The sequence below is a fragment of the Priestia sp. TRN 1309 genome (genome assembly GCF_050846875.1).
Taxonomy (GTDB): Bacteria; Bacillota; Bacilli; order Bacillales; family Bacillaceae_H; genus Priestia; species Priestia zanthoxyli.
Map to the genome: position 1 here is coordinate 360,928 of NZ_JBOZGM010000002.1, position 18,322 is coordinate 379,249.

Here is an 18,322-nt window from a genome sequence, read left to right on the forward strand (position 1 = left end):
AACGTTATGTATTCGTTAAAAAACCCCGTTGCACTGGCAGCGGGTTTTTTTTGTCTCTACCAATATCGATAGTGATAGGGATTTTGAGGAGAGTAATAAGGATTTTGAGGCGGAGGATACGTATAAGTAGGCTGCTGGTGGTGTACAGGGCCTACTTGTTTTTTCTTTTTATAGTGTTCTTTTTCTCCGCATTCGTCCGTTGGTCCAATCACGATGGTTTGATTTTTTAGCGGAGCCAGCGTTTCCTTTAGCTGCTCCGGATCTAAGCAGTACGTGTGAGCAAGGACTTCAATAGGCGTTTTATTTAAAATGTCCGATCCAAAAATATATTCCGGGTAAGGGGCGTCAAAAATGGCAAGTAAATGCGTATTGTCTTCAGACGCAATTTCCCAGTGCCACCAGCCTTGAGGGATATTGGCTACTTGACCGGGAGTAATCGGAATATTTGTGACTTCGTTGTTAAACGGATCGATTAATGAAACGACGGCTGAGCCTGAAATGCAGTAGACAAGCTCAGCGGCATTTTGGTGATAGTGCGGTTCGACTACGCGGCTTTTGCTTAAGTAAATATCAAGTAATGATACATTTCCTAATGTGTTGAGCACATCCCGGCCCAATCGGTTAATGTAATTTTGATCGTTTCGCGTATTAAGTCTGTTTTTGTTCACATCAGAAAAGTATTGTACGTTTGGATTATTGTAATCCATATAGGGCGTTGACAAGGGTCTCCAGCTCCTATCCTTGAATTTTTTATGATGCTGTATCGTATGTAGAGAGTTTTATTTCGTGACAGAAGCCTAGGAGGATATGTAGGTAAGGCCTATTTTTGATAACGTGTACAAACATTTGTCCACTGATTTTCATACACTGTAACAGGTTCTTTTTTTACAGAGCCATGATCAATGTCAGACGCATAAGACGGATCATTTTAAGGAAAGTGAGTTGCAGAGCTGTTGCTTGATCAATATGAAAAGATAACTAGTACGTATGAAAAGCTGGATGAACTTCAGCTGCCGTTTGATAAGCCCATTTTAGTAGGAGTCGAGTGGAACGGAGTGCTGTTTGAGTTTTTAGTAAGGCTGAAAAAAGAGTCTTCTCATTTGCTTGTGTTTGGTTCAGGAGGAGGAGCAAGTCAAGAAATGCCGGCAGGTCCTCCATATTTTCAGCGCCATTCGTGGATGAATGAATTCCAAGATTCAATTATTTATTATAACGATCCTACGCTTTATTTAGGAAAGGTGTCGCTTGCGTGGGGGCAAGGGACAAGCGACCGTTTTTATTTAAAAGACATTGCGGTTTTAATTGAAAAGTTCATGAAAAAAGTACAGGTGAGTTCGTCTAATGTGCTATTTTACGGATCTTCGGGCGGCGGCTTTATGTCAATGTTTTTAGCGGGGTACGTAAAAGGAGCAAAAGCGCTTGTCAATAATCCGCAGACTTGCTTAACCAAATGGCTAAAAACACCGGTTCAACAGGTGTTTAATTTATCTTATCCTAACCTCACAGAAGATGAAGTGATCGCCTCATACGGTGAGCGAATTAACGTAGTGAAGTTTTTTCGCCATATTAACTATGTGCCAAAGGTGTATTACTTGCAAAACGGGGCGTTTGAATACGATATGAACAATCACTTGCTGCCGTTTCTAACGGATTTGCAGGATATGCCAGACGGCTGTGAAATTAATAATATAAAAGTGGAGCTCTATTATAACCCGAAGTTGAAGCACGCAGCTGTTAGTAAGCAAGAAACGATTGATTATGTGAATATGGCGAAGAAGATATAAGAAAAAAGGCAAGAGTTTATCCTTTAAGGAGCTCTTGCTTTTTTATGTCGAATTTTCTACCTCAATAGATACAAGTAGGAAGTTATGTTGCTTTTTCTTTTGAATATGATAGTGAAGATGAGGTGTAAGGAGGGGAAGTATGGCCGATCAAGATGAGAGAAAAAGATACTTGATGGAAGTTCAGACCTGGCTTGAACAAGTATGTGATCCTGTATTTGAAGAAGCCATTACAGAAGTAGATATAACGTCATATATAACGCGCACGCAAGAAGACGTTCTTGAATATTTAAGCGAAGAAGATGTCAACGAATATACGTTAGAAGAAATCAATAATGCAGTGCGGCATATTGATAAAGTTTTAAAAGAGCGGCTTGGAGACGATGGCAGGGAGCGAGAATCGATAGCGCCGGGACAGCACGAGCTGCCGCCGCTTGGCTATAGCTATTCAGCTCTTGAACCGTATATTAACCGGGAAATTATGCGTCTTCATCACAGCAAGCATCACCAAAGCTATGTCGATGGATTAAATAAAGCAGAGCTCATGCTGCAGCAAGCCCGTAACACAAACAATTTTGACCTCATAAAACATTGGGAACGGGAAGCTTCTTTTCATGGCTCCGGTCATTACTTACACACAATCTTTTGGGAGATTATGAGTCCAGAAGGAGGAGGACGACCGAGACGACAGCTGCTGCAGCAGCTTCAAAAAGACTTTGGCAGCTATGAGAAGTTTATGATGCACTTTTCTCAAGCCGCTAAAAAAGTCGAAGGTGTTGGCTGGGCAATCTTAGTATGGTCGCCGCGTTCGCGAAAGCTTGAAGTTCTGCAAGCTGAGCGCCATCAGCTTCTCACGCAGTGGGATACGATTCCGCTTCTTGTATTAGACGTATGGGAACACGCATATTATTTACAGTACAAAAATGAACGTGATCCATACGTTGATAATTGGTGGAAAATCGTTTACTGGCCGAATGTAGAAAAAAGGTTTGAGGCAGCTAGAATGCTTCAGTGGCAGCCGTATTAACAAGTATTGCAGGTATTTTAATTTCAAATAAAAAGGCTATGATAAAAGCATTTTAGTTGAAGGGAAATCCGAACGATGAATTGAGATTCTTGATGGAGAATCCAACGCGTTCGGATTTTTTATTGTTATGGCGGTTGATATATGTATACGCTTCTAGCAGTTGATTGGAGAGCAAGACGAAGACTCCTGTAGAAATAGTGGAATAGATGAGACCCCGCAGGAGCGCAAGCGACGTGGAGGCTCATCGGCCACCCGCGGAAAGCGAAGTCTTGCACGGAAATTAACTGCGGTGTAAAAAGTGATTTATATTAAGCTCCTTTAGCTACTTTAACGCATTTATTTATTTTTAAATAAACTATGTTCTAAACAACCAATATAAAAAAAGTATAAGCCTCTAGAACCAGTTAAATGTTACAAATGAAATAATCTAATATCAACGTGTGTAAAAGCACCGTTATATTCCTAAATATGTATGTTTTTGAAGAGTAAAGGTGATTAATTTACTAGTTTAAAAGGAAGAATCTTTATTTTTACTGTAACTAAACTATCAAACTATTGACATGTTACTGAAATATAACTGTAATATTCATGTGTTATTTTTTATGTATTGGTAGATAAAGGGGAAATCAATTACATGAAAAAGACAATGATTACGTTCAGTTTAGTTCTAATGTCACTGTTCGGTGTGGCAAGTGGTGCATCAGCTGCAACAAATACATATACAGTAAAAAGCGGAGATTCGCTATACAAAATTGCAAAGACATATAAAGTATCGGTTAGTCAGCTGAAACAGTGGAATAACTTAAAGTCAGACAGCATTCATCCGAAACAAGTATTAAAAGTATCTCAAGTAAAATCAAGCACGCCTGCTAAAGCAGCGCCTGCGAAGTCTTCAAACGTGGTGAAAGAATTTAAAGTAACAGCAACAGCGTACACAGCGAACTGCAAAGGCTGCAGCGGAAAAACGGCGATTGGAATCGATTTGAAAAAGAATCCAAATCAAAAAGTGATTTCTGTCGATCCAAAAGTGATTAAGCTTGGTTCAAAAGTATACGTAGAAGGTTATGGCACGGCAATCGCAGCTGATACAGGCGGTGCGATTAAAGGAAATAAAATTGATGTTCTTCTTCCTTCTCAAAAAGAAGCGTTAAAATGGGGAAGAAAAACAGTAAAAGTTCAAATCTTAAAATAAGTATTCCTTAAAGAAATGAGAGCCTTCGTTGAAAGGCTCTCATTTTTTTCTTCATTAAAGGGCATGCTACTTTATATATACTGATGGAAAAGTTTTACGAAAATGATCATATTTGTTGACAAATATTTCGGAAACGGATATATTTATCCGGTATATAATTAAGTTCATTAAATATTCGTGACATAAATTAATAGAATGAACACATAAACTATATTCTTAAACTGTTTGTCATCTGAAGATTTACATACAGATAATTTTAAAAGGGAAAGGTCTTGTTAAAATGAATACACAAACACAACAGTCCGATCAAGCGCGAACTCGGTCTATTTTTGGCGTAATGATAATGGGAGCGCTCGTCGCTTTTTTAAATCAAACGCTAATTAACATTGCGCTTCCGCAAATGATGGATCATTTCCATGTAACGGCGGCTACGGGGAACTGGTTAACAACCATCTTTATGTTAGTAAACGGAATTGTTATTCCAATTACAGCATTTTTAATGAATCGATTTACGACAAGGCAGCTGTATATTACAGCAATGGGTCTGTTTACAGTAGGAACACTCCTTTGCGGTATCGCACCGACATTTTCTGTTATTTTAGTGGGACGCGTCGTGCAAGCTGCAGGAGCGGGAATTTTATTTCCGTTAATTACAAACGTTATTTTCACGTTATTCCCGCCTGACCGACGCGGTTTTGCGATGGGGATTTTTGGAGTAGCGATGAACTTCGCACCGGCAGTAGGGCCGACACTTTCTGGTTTAATCGTTGAGCACTACTCATGGCGTGTTTTATTTTTTATGATGTTTCCAATTGCACTTATCAACGTAATTGCGGCTATTATTTTAGTGAAAAACGTAACGGAAACAAGCCGACCTAAGCTAGACGTGCTTGGCGTTATTTTATCAACAATTGGATTTGGCGGCTTGCTTTATGCGTTCGCTACGGGCGGTACAAAGGGGTGGACCAGCACCGAAGTGTTAGCCATGTTTATTGTAGGCGGTATTTCGATTCTGTTCTTTATTTTCCGTCAGTTAAAAATTGATCAGCCGCTTCTTGAATTCCGTATTTTCCGTTACCGTATGTTCACGCTGACAACAATTATTAACGTAATTGTGACGATGGCAATGTTTTCAGGTATGATTTTAATGCCGATTTATATGCAAAATGTACGCGGCTTTTCACCATTTCTTTCAGGCTTGCTGCTACTTCCTGGGGGAATTGTAATGGGGATTATGTCTCCGATTACAGGAAGGCTGTTTGATAAGTTCGGCGCAAGATGGCTTGCTGTTATTGGTTTAGCAATTACCGTTGTGACAACATATGAATTAACAAAGCTTGAAACAACCACAACATTTATGTATGTCATGATTGTCTATACTGTTCGTATGTTTGGGATGTCACTGCTTATGATGCCGATCTTTACAGCTGGATTAAATGAGCTTGCGCTTAGCTTAAATAAATACGGTACCGCGATGGTTAATACGCTTCGAATGGTTGCCGGAGCTGTAGGAATGGCGTTCTTTGTATCCATTATGATGAATCAAGGTGAAAAACACGTGAAAAACATCGTAACGAATCAGCAAATTTTGCCGACAGATAAAGGCAGTATGGCTGAAGCTGTGAATCAAGGTACAGCAATGGGTATTAACGATGCGTTTATGATCGCAACGATTTTAAGTGTGATCGCGTTTGTTTTAGCCTTCTTTATTCGCAAAACATCACCAAAAGAAGATACCATTACAAATCGTGTAAAAAAAGCAAGCTAATAAAAAATCCGTGCCTTATATGGTACGGATTTTTTTTATGAGTTAAATTTATCTTTTTTATAGTCAATATAAAGCGATCCGTCCGACTGAACCTCAGCATAAAAGACGTCATCAATTGATTTGACTCCGGCTTTTTCGAGCTGCTTATGCAGCCAGTTATGATCTACGTGCAGGTCCTTCAACGCATCTTCATTCGCTTTTCCGTCGTAAATAACGCCGGTTGAAGTGGGAAATAAAAGCGTTTTTGACCACGCGTTTGGCTTTTTATCTTGTTTTTGCATAACGGAAAGATTTCCATTGATTTCTAATATGGCGTATTCGACATCTTTTATGGAAAATACGTTTTGCTGCCTCAGCATGCCTAAAAGAGATTCAATATCTAGCCGGACTTGTTTTAATGCCTTTTCCATCACTTTCCCTTGCTTAATTACAATTTTAGGCTCACCGGTAATAAGATGCCGCGCTTTTTTCGATTTCATTCCAAGATAGCCCATAGCGATCGTTAAAAATGTCCAACCTAGCAGTGAATAAACCCCTTTATCAATCTCCACTCGCTCATCGGTGGAGAGGGAAGAAGCGATATTACCAATCGTAATTGCTGTAATAAATGTAAATACATTTAACTGGCTGATTTCTGTTTTTCCCATGAGCCGCGTTAAAAGAAGCAGCACAAAAAATGAACAGGCGATTCGAAACGTCGATTCAGCATAGCCCATACATTTCACCCTTCCTTCATTTCATTGTTTTATGTTGTGAAAAAATAGAAATTTTATGCAGTTAAAAGGATAAATTCCATGCTTGTCTCCCAATCGCTTTTGCTTTTGCGCTACAATAAAGAAGCAACGTGTTTAACTAGACAAAAGAAGGTGAAACCATGAAACCATTTAAAGCCTCAGCCCTACTAGATGTTATCAGTGAATTGTTCTCCGATGAAGCGTCGATTGCCGTTTCAGATCTAGAAACGTACGTGTATTACCGAGCAAGCAAACGAATTAATTTGAAAATCAGCCCTGGAGATCAAATAAAAAAAGGAACGATTACATATAAAGCATTAGAACGAAAGCAAAAAGTATCGGAATTTATTCACCGAGACGTGTTCGGCACACCTTACTACGGCATGGCCGTGCCTTTTTTAGATGAAGGAGATGTTCAAGGATGCGTAACGGCGATTTTTCCTGCGTTAACGAGCGGAAAGTCAGTTGTGACGTTAAAGGTGAACGAAGGATGGATACCGGTTCCTTTCTCAAAAATCATCTACGTAGAAGCGCGTGACCGAAAAACCTATGTGTACGCACAGAAGTATACGGGTACGCATAAATACACGTTAAATGAATTTGATTATGTGCTTCCAAAAGAAGAGTTTGTGCGCTGTCATCGTTCCTTTATCGTCAATGTGACGCAAATTCAAGAAATTTACCCTGATACACATTCAACCTTTTTATTAGTGATGAACAATGGAGAAAAAATTCCGGTCAGTCAGTCGTACGCCAGTTATTTTCGAAAGCTGCTTGGGTTTTAACCGTCATTTAGCTTCATTATCATCAAATATGCTGTTTTGTCGCTATTTTTGTCCATTTCATTCCAAAAACTCTTGTGGACGCTTTCTTTACAGTAAAATGGTAAAAAGAGCAAAAACAAGGAGTGAAGAGAATGGAAAACGTACGTAATCGAATTAAGCATGAAGCATTACAGAATCGCGTTGTCTCTGCTGAAGAAGCAGCGTCTTGGATTCGAGATGGAATGACGCTTGGTCTAAGCGGTTTTACACGCGCGGGCGATGTCAAAGCTGTGCCGTTTGCGCTAGCGAAACGAGCGGAAACTGAGGCAATAAAAGTCAGCGTGTATACCGGTGCTTCACTTGGGTCAGATGTGGATAAGCTATTTGCAGAAAAAGGTATGTTAAACAAACGCCTGCCGTTTCAAGCGGATTCGACGATGCGTAAAAAAATTAATGAAGGTGAATTTCAGTTTATTGACCAGCATTTATCGCATACTTCTGAATGGGTGCGTTCAGGCGTGTTAGATTCAATAGATTTCGCTATTTTGGAAGCGATTTCTATCTCAGGTGACGGAATGATGATTCCAACAACGTCAATCGGCAATTCAATGGTGTTTGCCGAGCATGCAAAATCAATTATTATTGAAATAAACACAGCGCAGCCAGAGCTGTTAGAAGGTATTCACGATCTGTATGATCCGGGCGCTCAAGGAAAGCGAGATGCAATTCCTTTGAAAAAATCCGATGATCGTATTGGTTCGTTAGGCATACCAATTGATTTAGATAAAGTAAAGGGTATTGTGTTTACAAATCAGCTAGATTCACCGTCTACAATTGTAGCACCTGACGAAGAAACGGTTGTGATGGCTCAAAATTTGATTTCATTTTTACGCCAAGAAATTAAAGAAGGGCGATTAACTGAATCGCTTGCTCCTTTACAATCTGGAATTGGATCCGTGGCAAATGCCGTTTTCCACGGTTTGTTAGATTCTGAGTTTCATGATTTAGAAGTATATTCCGAAGTATTGCAGGACGCCGTGTTTGATTTATTTGACGCAGGAAAAGTTACGTTTGCTTCCTGCTGCTCAATTACGCTTTCAGCAGATAAAATGAAACAAGTTTTCTCGAATTTTGAAGCCTATCGAGGTAAACTTATTCTTCGTCCGCAGGAAATTTCCAACCATCCCGAGATCATTCGTCGTTTAGGGCTGATTTCAATTAATACCGCGCTAGAACTAGATATTTACGGAAACGTCAATTCCACACATGTGATGGGAACAAAAATGATGAACGGAATCGGAGGCTCAGGAGATTTTGCCCGAAATGCGCGCCTTGGTATTTTTGTAACAAAATCCATTGCTAAAAACGGTGATATTTCAAGCATAGTGCCGTTTGTTTCGCACGTTGATCATACGGAACACGATGTGGATGTCATTGTAACAGAGCAAGGATACGCAGACTTACGCGGACTCGCTCCAAGAGAACGAGCAAAACGCATTATTGAAAATTGTGCCCACCCAATGTATCGCGATCAGCTTATGGCGTATTACGAAGAAGCGCTCACGCGAGGCGGCCAAACACCGCACGTTCTTGAAAAAGCCTTTTCTTTTCATACGTCTTATCAAAAAAATGGAACAATGCGAGAAGTTGTAGCGCAAACAAAGTAAAAGAACGCTTTGTCTCATGAGGAGACAAAGCGTTTTTTGCTGAGTAAGAAACTTGTGTTTGTTATCTCGTTGAATTACGATGAAAGGGAATACATAAAGAAAACGAGGTAACTTATATATGAAAGCATTAGTATTTGAAAGATTTGGAGGACCTGACGTTCTTCACTATCAAGATATACCGAATCCCTCTATTGGACCAACAGATGTACTAGTAAGAACAAAAGCAATTGGACTTAATTTTGCGGATGTTTACCGAAGAAAAGGGAACTATCACTTAACGGGTACACCTCCATATATTTTAGGATATGAAGGAGCAGGTGTGGTAGAAGAAGTAGGAGCAGAAGTAAGTCACGTTAACGTAGGAGACCGCATTGCGTTTGCTGACGTTCCTTTTGCAAATGCAGAGCTTGTTGCCGTGCCACAGGATAAAATAATTGCTGTACCTGAAGATATTTCGTTTGATGCAGCTGCTTCTGTGCTTTTGCAAGGGTTAACGGCTCACTATTTAACACAAGACAGCTACAGCATTCAGCCGGGTGATTATGTACTTGTTCACGCAGCTGCTGGAGGTGTAGGGCAGCTTTTAGTTCAAATTTCTAAGCTGTTAGGCGGACAGGTTATTGGCTTAACGTCATCTTCTGAAAAAGCAAAAGCAGCGGCTCAAGCAGGGGCTGACCATGTCTTTTTATACGAAGATAACTGGGTGGAACAAGTGAAAGAAGTAACGAAGCGAGGCGCAGATGTTGCCTACGAATCTGTAGGGGTTACGCTAGAAAAAAGCTTTGAAGCCGTAAAAACAGGAGGAACCGTAGTGTTTTACGGAATGGCAGGAGGCGATCCGGCTCCAGTGGATCCGCGTATGTTGATGGATACCTCTAAAACGCTTACAGGCGGAGATCTGTGGAACGTACTTGTATCTTATGAAGAACGCAAAGTACGCTCACAGCAGCTGTTTGAGTGGATCAGTAAAGGTCAGCTTGTGCTAACCGATCCTGTGGTATTTGACTTAAAAGACGGAGCGAAAGCACATGAGCTTCTTGAAAGCCGAAAAAGTACAGGTAAAATTTTGTTAAGACCGTAAAAGAAAAGCCCTTTCGTCAAGGGCTTTTTTCCGTTAGTAAAGGAGAAATCAAGGAGCTGTCTAATATATATAGTAGAGAAGTAGAGTAAAAGAGGTGAAGGTCGATGAAACATGCATTAATTACGGCAGGTCATAAAGGTATTGGCAAAAAAGTAACAGAACAGTTTCTGAAAAAGCAGTATTCCGTTACCGTCCATTTTCGCAGTGATAAAAATAAAGTGCGAGAACTGCAAGAAGAATGGCATCAATATAGTGATAACGTACAGTTTGTAGAAGGAGACATAACAAATAAAGAAGATATTGAATATGTCGTTGCGCAGGCTATGGAGCGGTTTGGACGTATTGATGTTTTAATTAATAATGCAGGTCCGTATGTATTTGAAAGAAAGAAATTAATAGAGTACACAGACAGTGAATGGTATGAAATGGTGGAAGGGAATTTAAGCTCTGTTTTTCACTTTGTTAAAGCTGTTGTTCCTATTATGAAAAAGCAGCAGTTTGGAAGGATTATTACATACGGTTTTCAAGATGTAGAGCATACCCCTGGATGGATGGACCGCGCGGCTTTTAGTGCCGCTAAGTCAGGGCTGGCTTCTCTGACCAAATCGCTTGCTCTAGAAGTAGCCGAATACGGGATTACGGCCAATATGGTCTGTCCCGGAGATATTGTAGGAGACATGAAAGAAAGTGATATCATAAAAGCAAGATTACTAGAAGACAAGGAAACGCCTGTGGGCCGATCAGGTACGGGAGAAGACATTGCGCGTATTATTGAGTTTCTTTGTGATGAAAACTCAGATATGATTACAGGCAGCATTATATCTGCTTCGGGTGGAGTAGACGTTGTTCATAAAAGCAAAAAACAAGCCCCTGGCAGATAATGCAGGGGCTTGTACGTTACAGCAGCGATTCTCCGCCGTCAATAAACATTTCACTTCCGGTAATATGTTTGGACGCGTCAGAAGCTAAAAAGGAAATTAAATCTGCTACTTCTTCAGGCTTAGCCGAGCGTTTAGCAAGCGGCTGATTGCCGTTTGGATATTCAATTGGAATCGCGACTTCTTTTAATTTGTCTTCTTGACGGAATGTATTGCTTTCAATATTTGTATCAACTGCTCCTGGACAAATAACGTTAACGCGTATTCCGTATGTAGAAAGTTCAAGAGCTGCCATTTTGCCGAAGGCCATTTGGCCAGCCTTTGAGGAACTGTATGCGCTCATGCCGATGTTTGAAAATGTACGGTTGCCGTTAATCGAGCTAGTAATAATAACGCTTCCTCCCTGAGCTTTTAAATAAGGAATAGAATGCTTCACGGTTAAAAAAGTACTCGTTAAATTTGTATCAATTGTTTTTGTCCAATCTTCTGGTGATAGTTCTTCAATAGAAGAAAACGTACCGTTGATGCCTGCGTTAATAGAAACAATATGTAATTGACTCCATAAGCTGCTAATCGTTTCGATACTTTCTTTTATACTTTCAGAGTCAGATACGTCTGTTTTAATGGCTATACACTCTCCGCCGCTCGCCATGATGGTCTCTTTTACTTCTTGTAATTTTTCTTCCTCTAAGTCTAAAAGAGCAACGCGCGCTCCTTGTTCAGCTAATGTGATGGCTGAAGCGCGTCCAATTCCAGATGCCGCTCCCGTCACAAGCGCAACTTTTCCAGTTAATGCAATCATTTGTAACCCCTCCATATAAAAATGTTGTTTCCTTTCTTTAACCTATAAGAAGGAAATAAAAACCTCTTTTAAACTATTTGTGTTTAAATTTGCCAAAAGATGCCAAAAGGAAAAGAGAAAACAGCGGCGAATTATTAATATGACGCCAGAACACGAAAAAGGCTAAGGTCAAATGAGCTTGCTTGAGTAGCTAAAGATATACTCTGTCTTTTCAGAAGAATGTTTATATAAAATTTTACATCAGAGGGACTTGCAAATCGTTCCTTGAAAGCTTACACTAGTAAAGCACAGAAAAAGGACGGTGTTTTATGAAGAAGAAAGATAATGTGATTCCATTCCCGCAAAGAAGGGAAGCAGCTGCTTATGTTCCCGCTTCTATTAGCTTAGATAAGGATATTGTGGAGTTTTTAGAAATTATGAATTTTGAAGATCGAAATGATTTTTTAAATGAAATGATTGATTCATTTTTTAAATATGTAAAAGGTGAAGAAGACGAAGTAAGATAAAAAGTAACGTAAAGACATCCAAAGAGATGTTTTTTATTTTGTGACCAATTGCTTAAAATGCATGCTTAAGCCTCGTATAGTTATTTATGGTATAGTATACATTAGATACTATCTAGCAGGTGCAAATGCGAGGAGTGATAAGATGAGTGGATTTAAAAAAGACATTCGTGCCGGATTTGAAGAACCACACTCACTAGAACAATTAAAGCATGAAATGGAGCAAAGCCTGTGGAATTTAAGAAAAGATTTGCGAAATGAAAATCGTTCGGAAACGGAAATGGAAATGATTAAAATTTCGCTGCTGTCACTATTTGAGGAGCAGGCCAATAATTTGAGCAAAACGGAGCTCTCTGATTACCTTGCGGACTATCACAAAAGAGTCGAGCAATTATTCGACAGGTATAGCTATAAATAAGACAAGCATCCTTGTGGGATGCTTGTTTTTATTTGAGCAAAATTCGCTTGTATTCGCTGCGTTTCAGAGGTTTGGATACATATCCGTCAGCTTCTAGCTGATAAATAATGGTGGCAGCTGCATATACGCTAAAGGCATGATCAAGACCAAAGTAGTCTTGCAAGGCGGCGACGCTCACTTCCTCTTGAAAGATTTTACTGCGGTTCGATAAGACAATAGGGTAGACGTTTTTAACGATTTGCTTTGAAATTTCGAGTGTTAACATATTGAATCCCTCCTGTGTGAGTGTACATAACTAAAGGTATTCAGCGCATTGTACATTCATGAAAAAGGGAGCGATTACATTTTTAAAAGATAAAGAAAAGAGGAGTAAATGCCCATAAAATCAGATATTTTATCACTTTGTGGAACTTGTTTGAGAAGCTCAGTATTTTAGTGTATGACAAACATTTTCAAAAGTTCTATGGAATTATTAGGAGCAATTTAACTAAATCCACATATCTTAAAGTATAGCAAATGGAGGTGAAACACATGGGATACTACGGAGGTTACGGATACGGTTGTGGTTATGGCGGCGGTGGCTGCGGCGGCGGTTTCGCTTTAATCATTGTACTTTTCATCTTATTAATCATCATCGGCGCTTCTTGCTTCGGCGGCGGCTGGTGCTAATTATTAAAAAATGAGGACGATGCAACATCCACACTTTATTTCTTCAACTATTTCTTCCACAAAAGGTCTCTTCGGAATGAAGAGACTCTTTTAGTTTACTATTTATAATAACGTGTATAAACTACATGTTAAAAAAATTTATGCGTAGCTCTACATAAAAAAAGACTCTGACTGAAATCAGAGTCTTTTTACTACTTATGCTTTTTGAACGTTAGCAGCTTGAGGTCCGCGTTGACCTTCTTCAACGTCGAATGTTACAGCTTGACCTTCGTCTAAAGATTTGAATCCTTCGCTTTGGATTGCTGAGAAATGTACGAATACATCGTCGCCGTTTTCGCGTTCGATAAATCCGAAACCTTTTTCTGCGTTAAACCATTTTACTGTACCTTTTTCCATGAATGTTGCCTCCTCGTGTGCTATGCACACATTGTATTACTATCCTTGCTCATGATCAAAATCTTTAAGACGAAAGTATTCACCTATCGATTGTTGCCGAACAAAAATAATTCTTCTTATAGAATAGCAAAAGATAATGATAATTGCAAGGAATGAAGAAAATTTAACGAAGATGTTGTCTTCCTTTAACGAAAGAAAACGAAAATTATACGGCTGAAAATAAGTAAGAAAGAGCGTATCAGGTCACACTATCTCTATATATAAGAAGAAAGGGGTAGTCATATGTTTAAACAAAAAGCTGGAGAAAAACTGATTGAACTGCTAATTGAATGGGGCGTTGATCATATTTACGGCATGCCAGGAGACTCCATTAATTCAATTATTGAACCGCTTCGCAAAGCCCAGGATAAAATTAAATTTATTCAAGTAAGGCATGAAGAAGCGGGAGCTCTCGCAGCAGCTGCATATGCGAAGCTAACGGGTAAAATCGGTGTATGCACGGCTATTGCCGGACCGGGAGCAATTCATTTACTAAATGGCTTATATGATGCCAAATTAGACAAAGCGCCCGTTTTAGCACTTACAGGGCAAGTAGAATCAGATCTCATCGGCAGCGATGCGTTTCAAGAAATTAATTTAGAGAGAATGTTCGATGATGTGGCTGTATATAACCAGCGAATCATGTCCGCTGAGCAGCTTCCGACTGTTGTTAATCAAGCGATTCGAACAGCGTATGCTAAAAAAGGTGTGGCTGTGCTAACCATTCCCGATGATATTCCTCGTTTCGAAGTTGGATCAGAAGCACGAGAAACATCAAGCGTAATTGTCAAACAAGACATTTTTCCTCATAGAGAAGATCTTGAAAAAGCAAAAGATTTGATTGGTAAAGCGGAAAGCCCGGTTATCCTAGCCGGTCGAGGCACACATGAAATGAGAGAAGAGCTGCTTGCATTTGCAGAAAAAATCGCAGCACCTATTGTCCTTACGCTTCCTGGAAAAGGCGCAATACCGGATGAGCATCCATATTGTCTCGGAGGACTTGGATTAATCGGGACAAAGCCAGCGTATGAAGCAATGCAAGAAGCGGATACGCTCATCATGATTGGGACGTCCTATCCGTTTACAGGCTTTTTGCCAGACCATGCGAAAACGATTCATATTGATATTGATCCTGCACAAATTGGCAAAAGATATCCTGTAGATGCGGGGCTTGCAGGAGAAGCGAAAGCAACGGTTCAGTGGTTTTTAGAAAATGTGGGCCGCTCAGAGCATCGCCAGTTTTTAGAGCAAAGTCAAGAACGTATGAAAAAGTGGTGGAGTCAGCTTGATACCCAAGAAGCCAAAGAAAGTGTACCTATCAAGCCTCAGCGAGTGATTCGAGCGCTTCAGCACGTAGCGGATGATAACGCGGTCTTGTCTGTAGATGTAGGAAACGTCACAGTATGGATGGCGCGTCATTTTCGGATGACAAATCAGCAGTTTGTGATTTCAAGCTGGCTAGCCACTCTCGGATGCGGGCTGCCGGGCGGAATTGCTGGAAAAGTTGCTTATCCCGAGAAGCAGGTGTTTGCGGTGTGTGGAGACGGCGGCTTTGCGATGACAATGGCTGACTTTATTACAGCTGTTAAATACAATCTTCCGCTAGTCGTAGTGCTATTTAATAATCATAAAATCGGCATGATTAAATTTGAACAAGAAGTAATGGGAAATGCTGAATTTGGGACAGATTTAACAAACCCGAATTTTGCTAGGTATGCAGATATCTGCGGAGGTGTTGGCTACCGAGTAGAAAAGGAAGACGAGCTGTTGCCTGCTTTTGAAAGTGCAGTTAGACAGAATAAACCGTGTATTATCGATGTAATCGTTGATGCAAACGAAGCGCCTATGCCAGCAAAAATAACGCTTGGGCAAGCAACAGGGTATGCCAAGCACATGGTGAAAGAATTGTTTCAAGAAGGCAAGCTAGATTTACCGCCTTTATAAAAAAATAGGCTGTGACGAAAGTATTTTAGTTGAAGAAAGATCCGAACGATGAATCGAGATTCTTGATGGAGAATCAACTTCGTTTGGGTTTTTTTTATTGGCATGGTGAATGTAGTTTTCATGTATTTCGTTGCTTCTAGCAGTTGATTGGAGAGCAAGGCGAAGACTCCTGCGGGAAAAGCGGAATAGGTGACACCCCGCAGGAGCGTATGCGACGAGGAGGCTCACCGGCCGCCCGCGGAAAGCGAAGTCTTGCACGGAAATCAAATGTGGTGTACCAAGCAACCCATATGAGCTCATGTATCCCATTTGTTCGTCTTCAGATTGGACTGGTGTGGTTATGTCTCAATCTCTTTTTCATGGTGAAATTCATTCAATATGATTAACTATAAAATTATTATGTAAACTAAAATACCTAAAAATGAAAAGTAGCTACTATCATAATTTTTGATAAAGTGGATGAGCAAAAAAACACCGAATTGGATGGTCTTTTTTTATAAAACTGCTTTAAGATAAGAGAGATAAAGGATAAACTACTAATTAAGAAAGTTTAAATGTAAGGACTGACGCCGCATGAACTGGAGACCAGATCGCGCTAGCAAAAAAGCGATTTATAAACAAATTGCAGAATATATTGAAAGCTGTATTTCATCGGGAGCTTTTCCACCGGATTCTATGCTGCCATCAGAACGAACGCTTGCCGCTGAGCTCAACGTGAACAGAAGCACGGTAGTAGCTGCTTATGAAGAGCTGCAGGCACTTGGAATCGTAGAACGTAAAAAAGGAAGCGGCACGCGAGTGAGTTCGAGCATCTGGGGAATTTCCCGAAAACGTATTCCAAACTGGGGGAGATATGTAGAAGACGGTTCATTTTTGCCTAATTTACCGCTCGTACAGCGAATCAGAAGCGAGGCTTTGCGAACAGATTTTGTGAACTTAGCCAGCGGAGAGTTAGCTCCTAGCTTATTTCCAAGCGAAGATTTTCAGCAAATATTAGCGGGCATGCCTTTTAATGAACATTTAGGCTATGATCATCCCCACGGCAATGAACGTTTGCGTGATGCTATTGCTGCTCATGTTTATGAGTACCGGAAAATCTCCACTGACTCCAATTCTATTCTAATTACATCAGGTGCACAGCAAGCACTTCATTTGATTGTGCAGTGTTTGTTAAAACCAGGGGATGCAGTAGCGATTGAAGATCCATCCTATAGCTATTCACTGCCACTTTTTCAATCAGCAGGTCTACGAACGTTTTTACTGCCTGTAGATAAAAATGGAGCCAACCCGGACGACTTAGTAGAATTACATAAAAAGCATCGCATTCGAATGGTTTTTTTAAATCCGTACTATCAAAATCCGACCGGTATTGTGTTATCAGAAGCGCGCCGAAAGCGGTTTCTAGAGCTTTCTTCAGAATACGGCATTCCGCTTATTGAAGATGATCCTTATTCACTCACGGCATTTGATGGCAATGTACATCAAACGCTGAAATCGATGGACGAGAACGGAAACGTCCTCTATATCAGCTCGCTTTCTAAAATTGTTGCATCAGGCCTTCGAATCGGCTGGATAGTGGGGCCGGAGCAAGTAATTCAGCGCCTGGCAGACGCTAAGCAGCAAATTGATTTTGGTCATAGCATCTTTCCGCAGTGGATTGCTTATCAATTCTTAGATTCTCCTACGTTTTCTTCTCATATTGAAAAGCTTAGACAAGAGCTCAAAAAGCAAGAGTATGCCCTGTCGTCGAGTCTGAACGAATTGCTTGGATCAAAAGTATCTTTCGATTCGCCTCAAGGCGGGATTCACTTATGGTGCAAAGTGAATCAGCCGGTCGATGACTATCGTCTATTGGAAGAATCGCTTAAAAAAGGAGTGGCCTTTGTCCCAGGAAGCGTGCTGAGTTCTCAAAGCGGAGCTATTCGCTTTACGTTTGGCAGAGGGGAAGAAGAGGTTATTCGAGAAGGAATTAAACGATTTGCGAGCGCCCTAGAGAGTCTGGAATAGCTATAAACATAGGTAAACGTGCTGGATGAAAGTTTTATTTTATTATTTCGTATAGATTGTTATGATCTTGTGCTATACTAAGAGTACCATTAACTTTACTTCTGTATTTGTACCGACTGGCCCTGTTGAAAAACAGGGCTTTTTTATGTTTGTACACAAAAAAACAGATCCCTTAAAGGATCTGTTTCTGATATGTTGTGTTTCTTATGCTTTTTGAACGTTAGCAGCTTGAGGTCCGCGTTGACCTTGTTCTACGTCAAATGTTACAGCTTGACCTTCGTCTAAAGATTTGAAGCCTTCGCTTTGGATTGCTGAGAAGTGTACGAATACATCGTCTCCACCTTCGCGCTCGATGAATCCAAAACCTTTTTCTGCGTTAAACCATTTTACTTTACCTTGTTCCATAATTGTTGCCTCCTCGTGCGGACTCGCACATTGTGGTACTATTCTTGCTCAAATCTAAAGACGAAAAGTGACAATACTCATACATCCCCACCGAACAAAAATAATTCTCTTATATCTTAGCAGAAATTTCCTATGCTTGCAAGCGCTTTATTTAAAAACTATCCGTATTTTTTTGACAAGTTTTTCATAAGACACGTCTAAAAAATGTCACATTTTGAACATTTTAGAAAGGCTATTCTTTGTATTC

21 protein-coding genes are annotated in these 18,322 nt (G+C 40.2%); 15 read left to right on the plus strand and 6 right to left on the minus strand.

The window, feature by feature from the left end; genetic code table 11:
- Nucleotides 1–56: 56 nt before the first annotated feature.
- The gene (locus ACRPLQ_RS09095; RefSeq protein WP_155008032.1) at nucleotides 57–722 is read right to left on the minus strand and encodes a cupin domain-containing protein; all 666 of its coding nucleotides are present in this window, start codon (nucleotides 720–722) and stop codon (nucleotides 57–59) included.
- Nucleotides 723–953: 231 nt separating this feature from the next.
- On the opposite strand from ACRPLQ_RS09095, the gene ACRPLQ_RS09100 reads away from it, so the two are divergent.
- The 5 genes from ACRPLQ_RS09100 (at nucleotide 954) to ACRPLQ_RS09120 (ending at nucleotide 5,768) form a co-directional block, all read left to right on the plus strand.
- Complete coding sequence (locus ACRPLQ_RS09100; protein WP_155008033.1) at nucleotides 954–1,784, plus strand: glycosyl transferase family 2; 831 nt, start codon at nucleotides 954–956, stop codon at nucleotides 1,782–1,784.
- 139 nt (nucleotides 1,785–1,923) lie between these two features.
- Complete coding sequence (locus tag ACRPLQ_RS09105; RefSeq protein ID WP_016764472.1) at nucleotides 1,924–2,808, plus strand: superoxide dismutase; 885 nt, start codon at nucleotides 1,924–1,926, stop codon at nucleotides 2,806–2,808.
- Nucleotides 2,809–2,968: 160 nt separating this feature from the next.
- Complete coding sequence (locus tag ACRPLQ_RS09110) at nucleotides 2,969–3,103, plus strand: hypothetical protein (RefSeq protein ID WP_432235926.1); 135 nt, start codon at nucleotides 2,969–2,971, stop codon at nucleotides 3,101–3,103.
- Nucleotides 3,104–3,442: 339 nt separating this feature from the next.
- Nucleotides 3,443–4,000: a 3D domain-containing protein gene (locus ACRPLQ_RS09115; protein WP_014459735.1), complete on the plus strand. Its 558-nt coding sequence runs from the start codon at nucleotides 3,443–3,445 to the stop codon at nucleotides 3,998–4,000.
- Nucleotides 4,001–4,280: 280 nt separating this feature from the next.
- Entirely contained in the window at nucleotides 4,281–5,768 is a 1,488-nt protein-coding gene (locus ACRPLQ_RS09120) for a DHA2 family efflux MFS transporter permease subunit (protein WP_028413037.1), read from the plus strand.
- A 35-nt stretch (nucleotides 5,769–5,803) separates the two neighbouring features.
- Here the strand turns inward: ACRPLQ_RS09120 and ACRPLQ_RS09125 are convergent, their stop codons facing one another.
- A complete protein-coding gene (locus ACRPLQ_RS09125; protein WP_165635291.1) occupies nucleotides 5,804–6,484 on the minus strand; it encodes a DUF421 domain-containing protein in 681 nt (226 codons plus the stop codon).
- Nucleotides 6,485–6,642: 158 nt separating this feature from the next.
- Between ACRPLQ_RS09125 and ACRPLQ_RS09130 the strand changes: the two genes are divergently transcribed.
- From ACRPLQ_RS09130 to ACRPLQ_RS09145, 4 genes are all read left to right on the plus strand, one after another.
- Nucleotides 6,643–7,287 carry a LytTR family DNA-binding domain-containing protein gene (locus ACRPLQ_RS09130; RefSeq protein WP_014459738.1) on the plus strand — a complete coding sequence of 215 codons (645 nt, stop codon included), beginning with the start codon at nucleotides 6,643–6,645 and terminating at the stop codon, nucleotides 7,285–7,287.
- A 131-nt stretch (nucleotides 7,288–7,418) separates the two neighbouring features.
- Nucleotides 7,419–8,933 (plus strand): acetyl-CoA hydrolase/transferase family protein, encoded by a 1,515-nt coding sequence (locus tag ACRPLQ_RS09135; protein ID WP_432235927.1) that lies wholly within the window; start codon nucleotides 7,419–7,421, stop codon nucleotides 8,931–8,933.
- A 118-nt stretch (nucleotides 8,934–9,051) separates the two neighbouring features.
- Nucleotides 9,052–10,014 (plus strand): quinone oxidoreductase family protein, encoded by a 963-nt coding sequence (locus tag ACRPLQ_RS09140; protein WP_165635289.1) that lies wholly within the window; start codon nucleotides 9,052–9,054, stop codon nucleotides 10,012–10,014.
- 104 nt (nucleotides 10,015–10,118) lie between these two features.
- Nucleotides 10,119–10,895, plus strand: a complete 777-nt coding sequence (locus tag ACRPLQ_RS09145; RefSeq protein ID WP_028413041.1) for an SDR family oxidoreductase — start codon at nucleotides 10,119–10,121, stop codon at nucleotides 10,893–10,895.
- A gap of 16 nt (nucleotides 10,896–10,911) precedes the next feature.
- On the opposite strand, the gene ACRPLQ_RS09150 is transcribed toward ACRPLQ_RS09145, so the two are convergent.
- A complete protein-coding gene (locus tag ACRPLQ_RS09150) occupies nucleotides 10,912–11,694 on the minus strand; it encodes an SDR family oxidoreductase (protein WP_048019146.1) in 783 nt (260 codons plus the stop codon).
- Between the two features lie 308 nt (nucleotides 11,695–12,002).
- Between ACRPLQ_RS09150 and ACRPLQ_RS09155 the strand changes: the two genes are divergently transcribed.
- Both ACRPLQ_RS09155 and ACRPLQ_RS09160 read left to right on the plus strand, forming a co-directional pair.
- Nucleotides 12,003–12,200 carry a hypothetical protein gene (locus ACRPLQ_RS09155; protein WP_014459743.1) on the plus strand — a complete coding sequence of 66 codons (198 nt, stop codon included), beginning with the start codon at nucleotides 12,003–12,005 and terminating at the stop codon, nucleotides 12,198–12,200.
- Nucleotides 12,201–12,342: 142 nt separating this feature from the next.
- On the plus strand, nucleotides 12,343–12,615 hold the full coding sequence (locus tag ACRPLQ_RS09160; protein ID WP_045292176.1) for a hypothetical protein: 273 nt from the start codon (nucleotides 12,343–12,345) through the stop codon (nucleotides 12,613–12,615).
- 28 nt (nucleotides 12,616–12,643) lie between these two features.
- Here ACRPLQ_RS09160 and ACRPLQ_RS09165 read toward each other — a convergent pair whose 3' ends face one another.
- On the minus strand, nucleotides 12,644–12,880 hold the full coding sequence (locus tag ACRPLQ_RS09165; protein WP_014459745.1) for a hypothetical protein: 237 nt from the start codon (nucleotides 12,878–12,880) through the stop codon (nucleotides 12,644–12,646).
- A gap of 266 nt (nucleotides 12,881–13,146) precedes the next feature.
- Here ACRPLQ_RS09165 and yjcZ point away from each other — a divergent pair, with 266 nt between their 5' ends.
- The gene (gene yjcZ / locus ACRPLQ_RS09170) at nucleotides 13,147–13,284 is read left to right on the plus strand and encodes a sporulation protein YjcZ (protein WP_013057409.1); all 138 of its coding nucleotides are present in this window, start codon (nucleotides 13,147–13,149) and stop codon (nucleotides 13,282–13,284) included.
- Between the two features lie 195 nt (nucleotides 13,285–13,479).
- On the opposite strand, the gene ACRPLQ_RS09175 is transcribed toward yjcZ, so the two are convergent.
- Entirely contained in the window at nucleotides 13,480–13,680 is a 201-nt protein-coding gene (locus ACRPLQ_RS09175) for a cold-shock protein (RefSeq protein ID WP_013057408.1), read from the minus strand.
- A gap of 282 nt (nucleotides 13,681–13,962) precedes the next feature.
- Here ACRPLQ_RS09175 and ACRPLQ_RS09180 point away from each other — a divergent pair, with 282 nt between their 5' ends.
- From ACRPLQ_RS09180 to ACRPLQ_RS09190, 3 genes are all read left to right on the plus strand, one after another.
- Nucleotides 13,963–15,663: a pyruvate oxidase gene (locus ACRPLQ_RS09180; protein WP_154991219.1), complete on the plus strand. Its 1,701-nt coding sequence runs from the start codon at nucleotides 13,963–13,965 to the stop codon at nucleotides 15,661–15,663.
- Nucleotides 15,664–15,806: 143 nt separating this feature from the next.
- Nucleotides 15,807–16,049: a hypothetical protein gene (locus ACRPLQ_RS09185; RefSeq protein WP_165635286.1), complete on the plus strand. Its 243-nt coding sequence runs from the start codon at nucleotides 15,807–15,809 to the stop codon at nucleotides 16,047–16,049.
- Between the two features lie 187 nt (nucleotides 16,050–16,236).
- Complete coding sequence (locus tag ACRPLQ_RS09190; protein ID WP_033579233.1) at nucleotides 16,237–17,670, plus strand: PLP-dependent aminotransferase family protein; 1,434 nt, start codon at nucleotides 16,237–16,239, stop codon at nucleotides 17,668–17,670.
- Nucleotides 17,671–17,874: 204 nt separating this feature from the next.
- Here the strand turns inward: ACRPLQ_RS09190 and ACRPLQ_RS09195 are convergent, their stop codons facing one another.
- Complete coding sequence (locus tag ACRPLQ_RS09195; protein WP_013057405.1) at nucleotides 17,875–18,075, minus strand: cold-shock protein; 201 nt, start codon at nucleotides 18,073–18,075, stop codon at nucleotides 17,875–17,877.
- Between the last annotated feature and the right edge of the window lie 247 nt (nucleotides 18,076–18,322).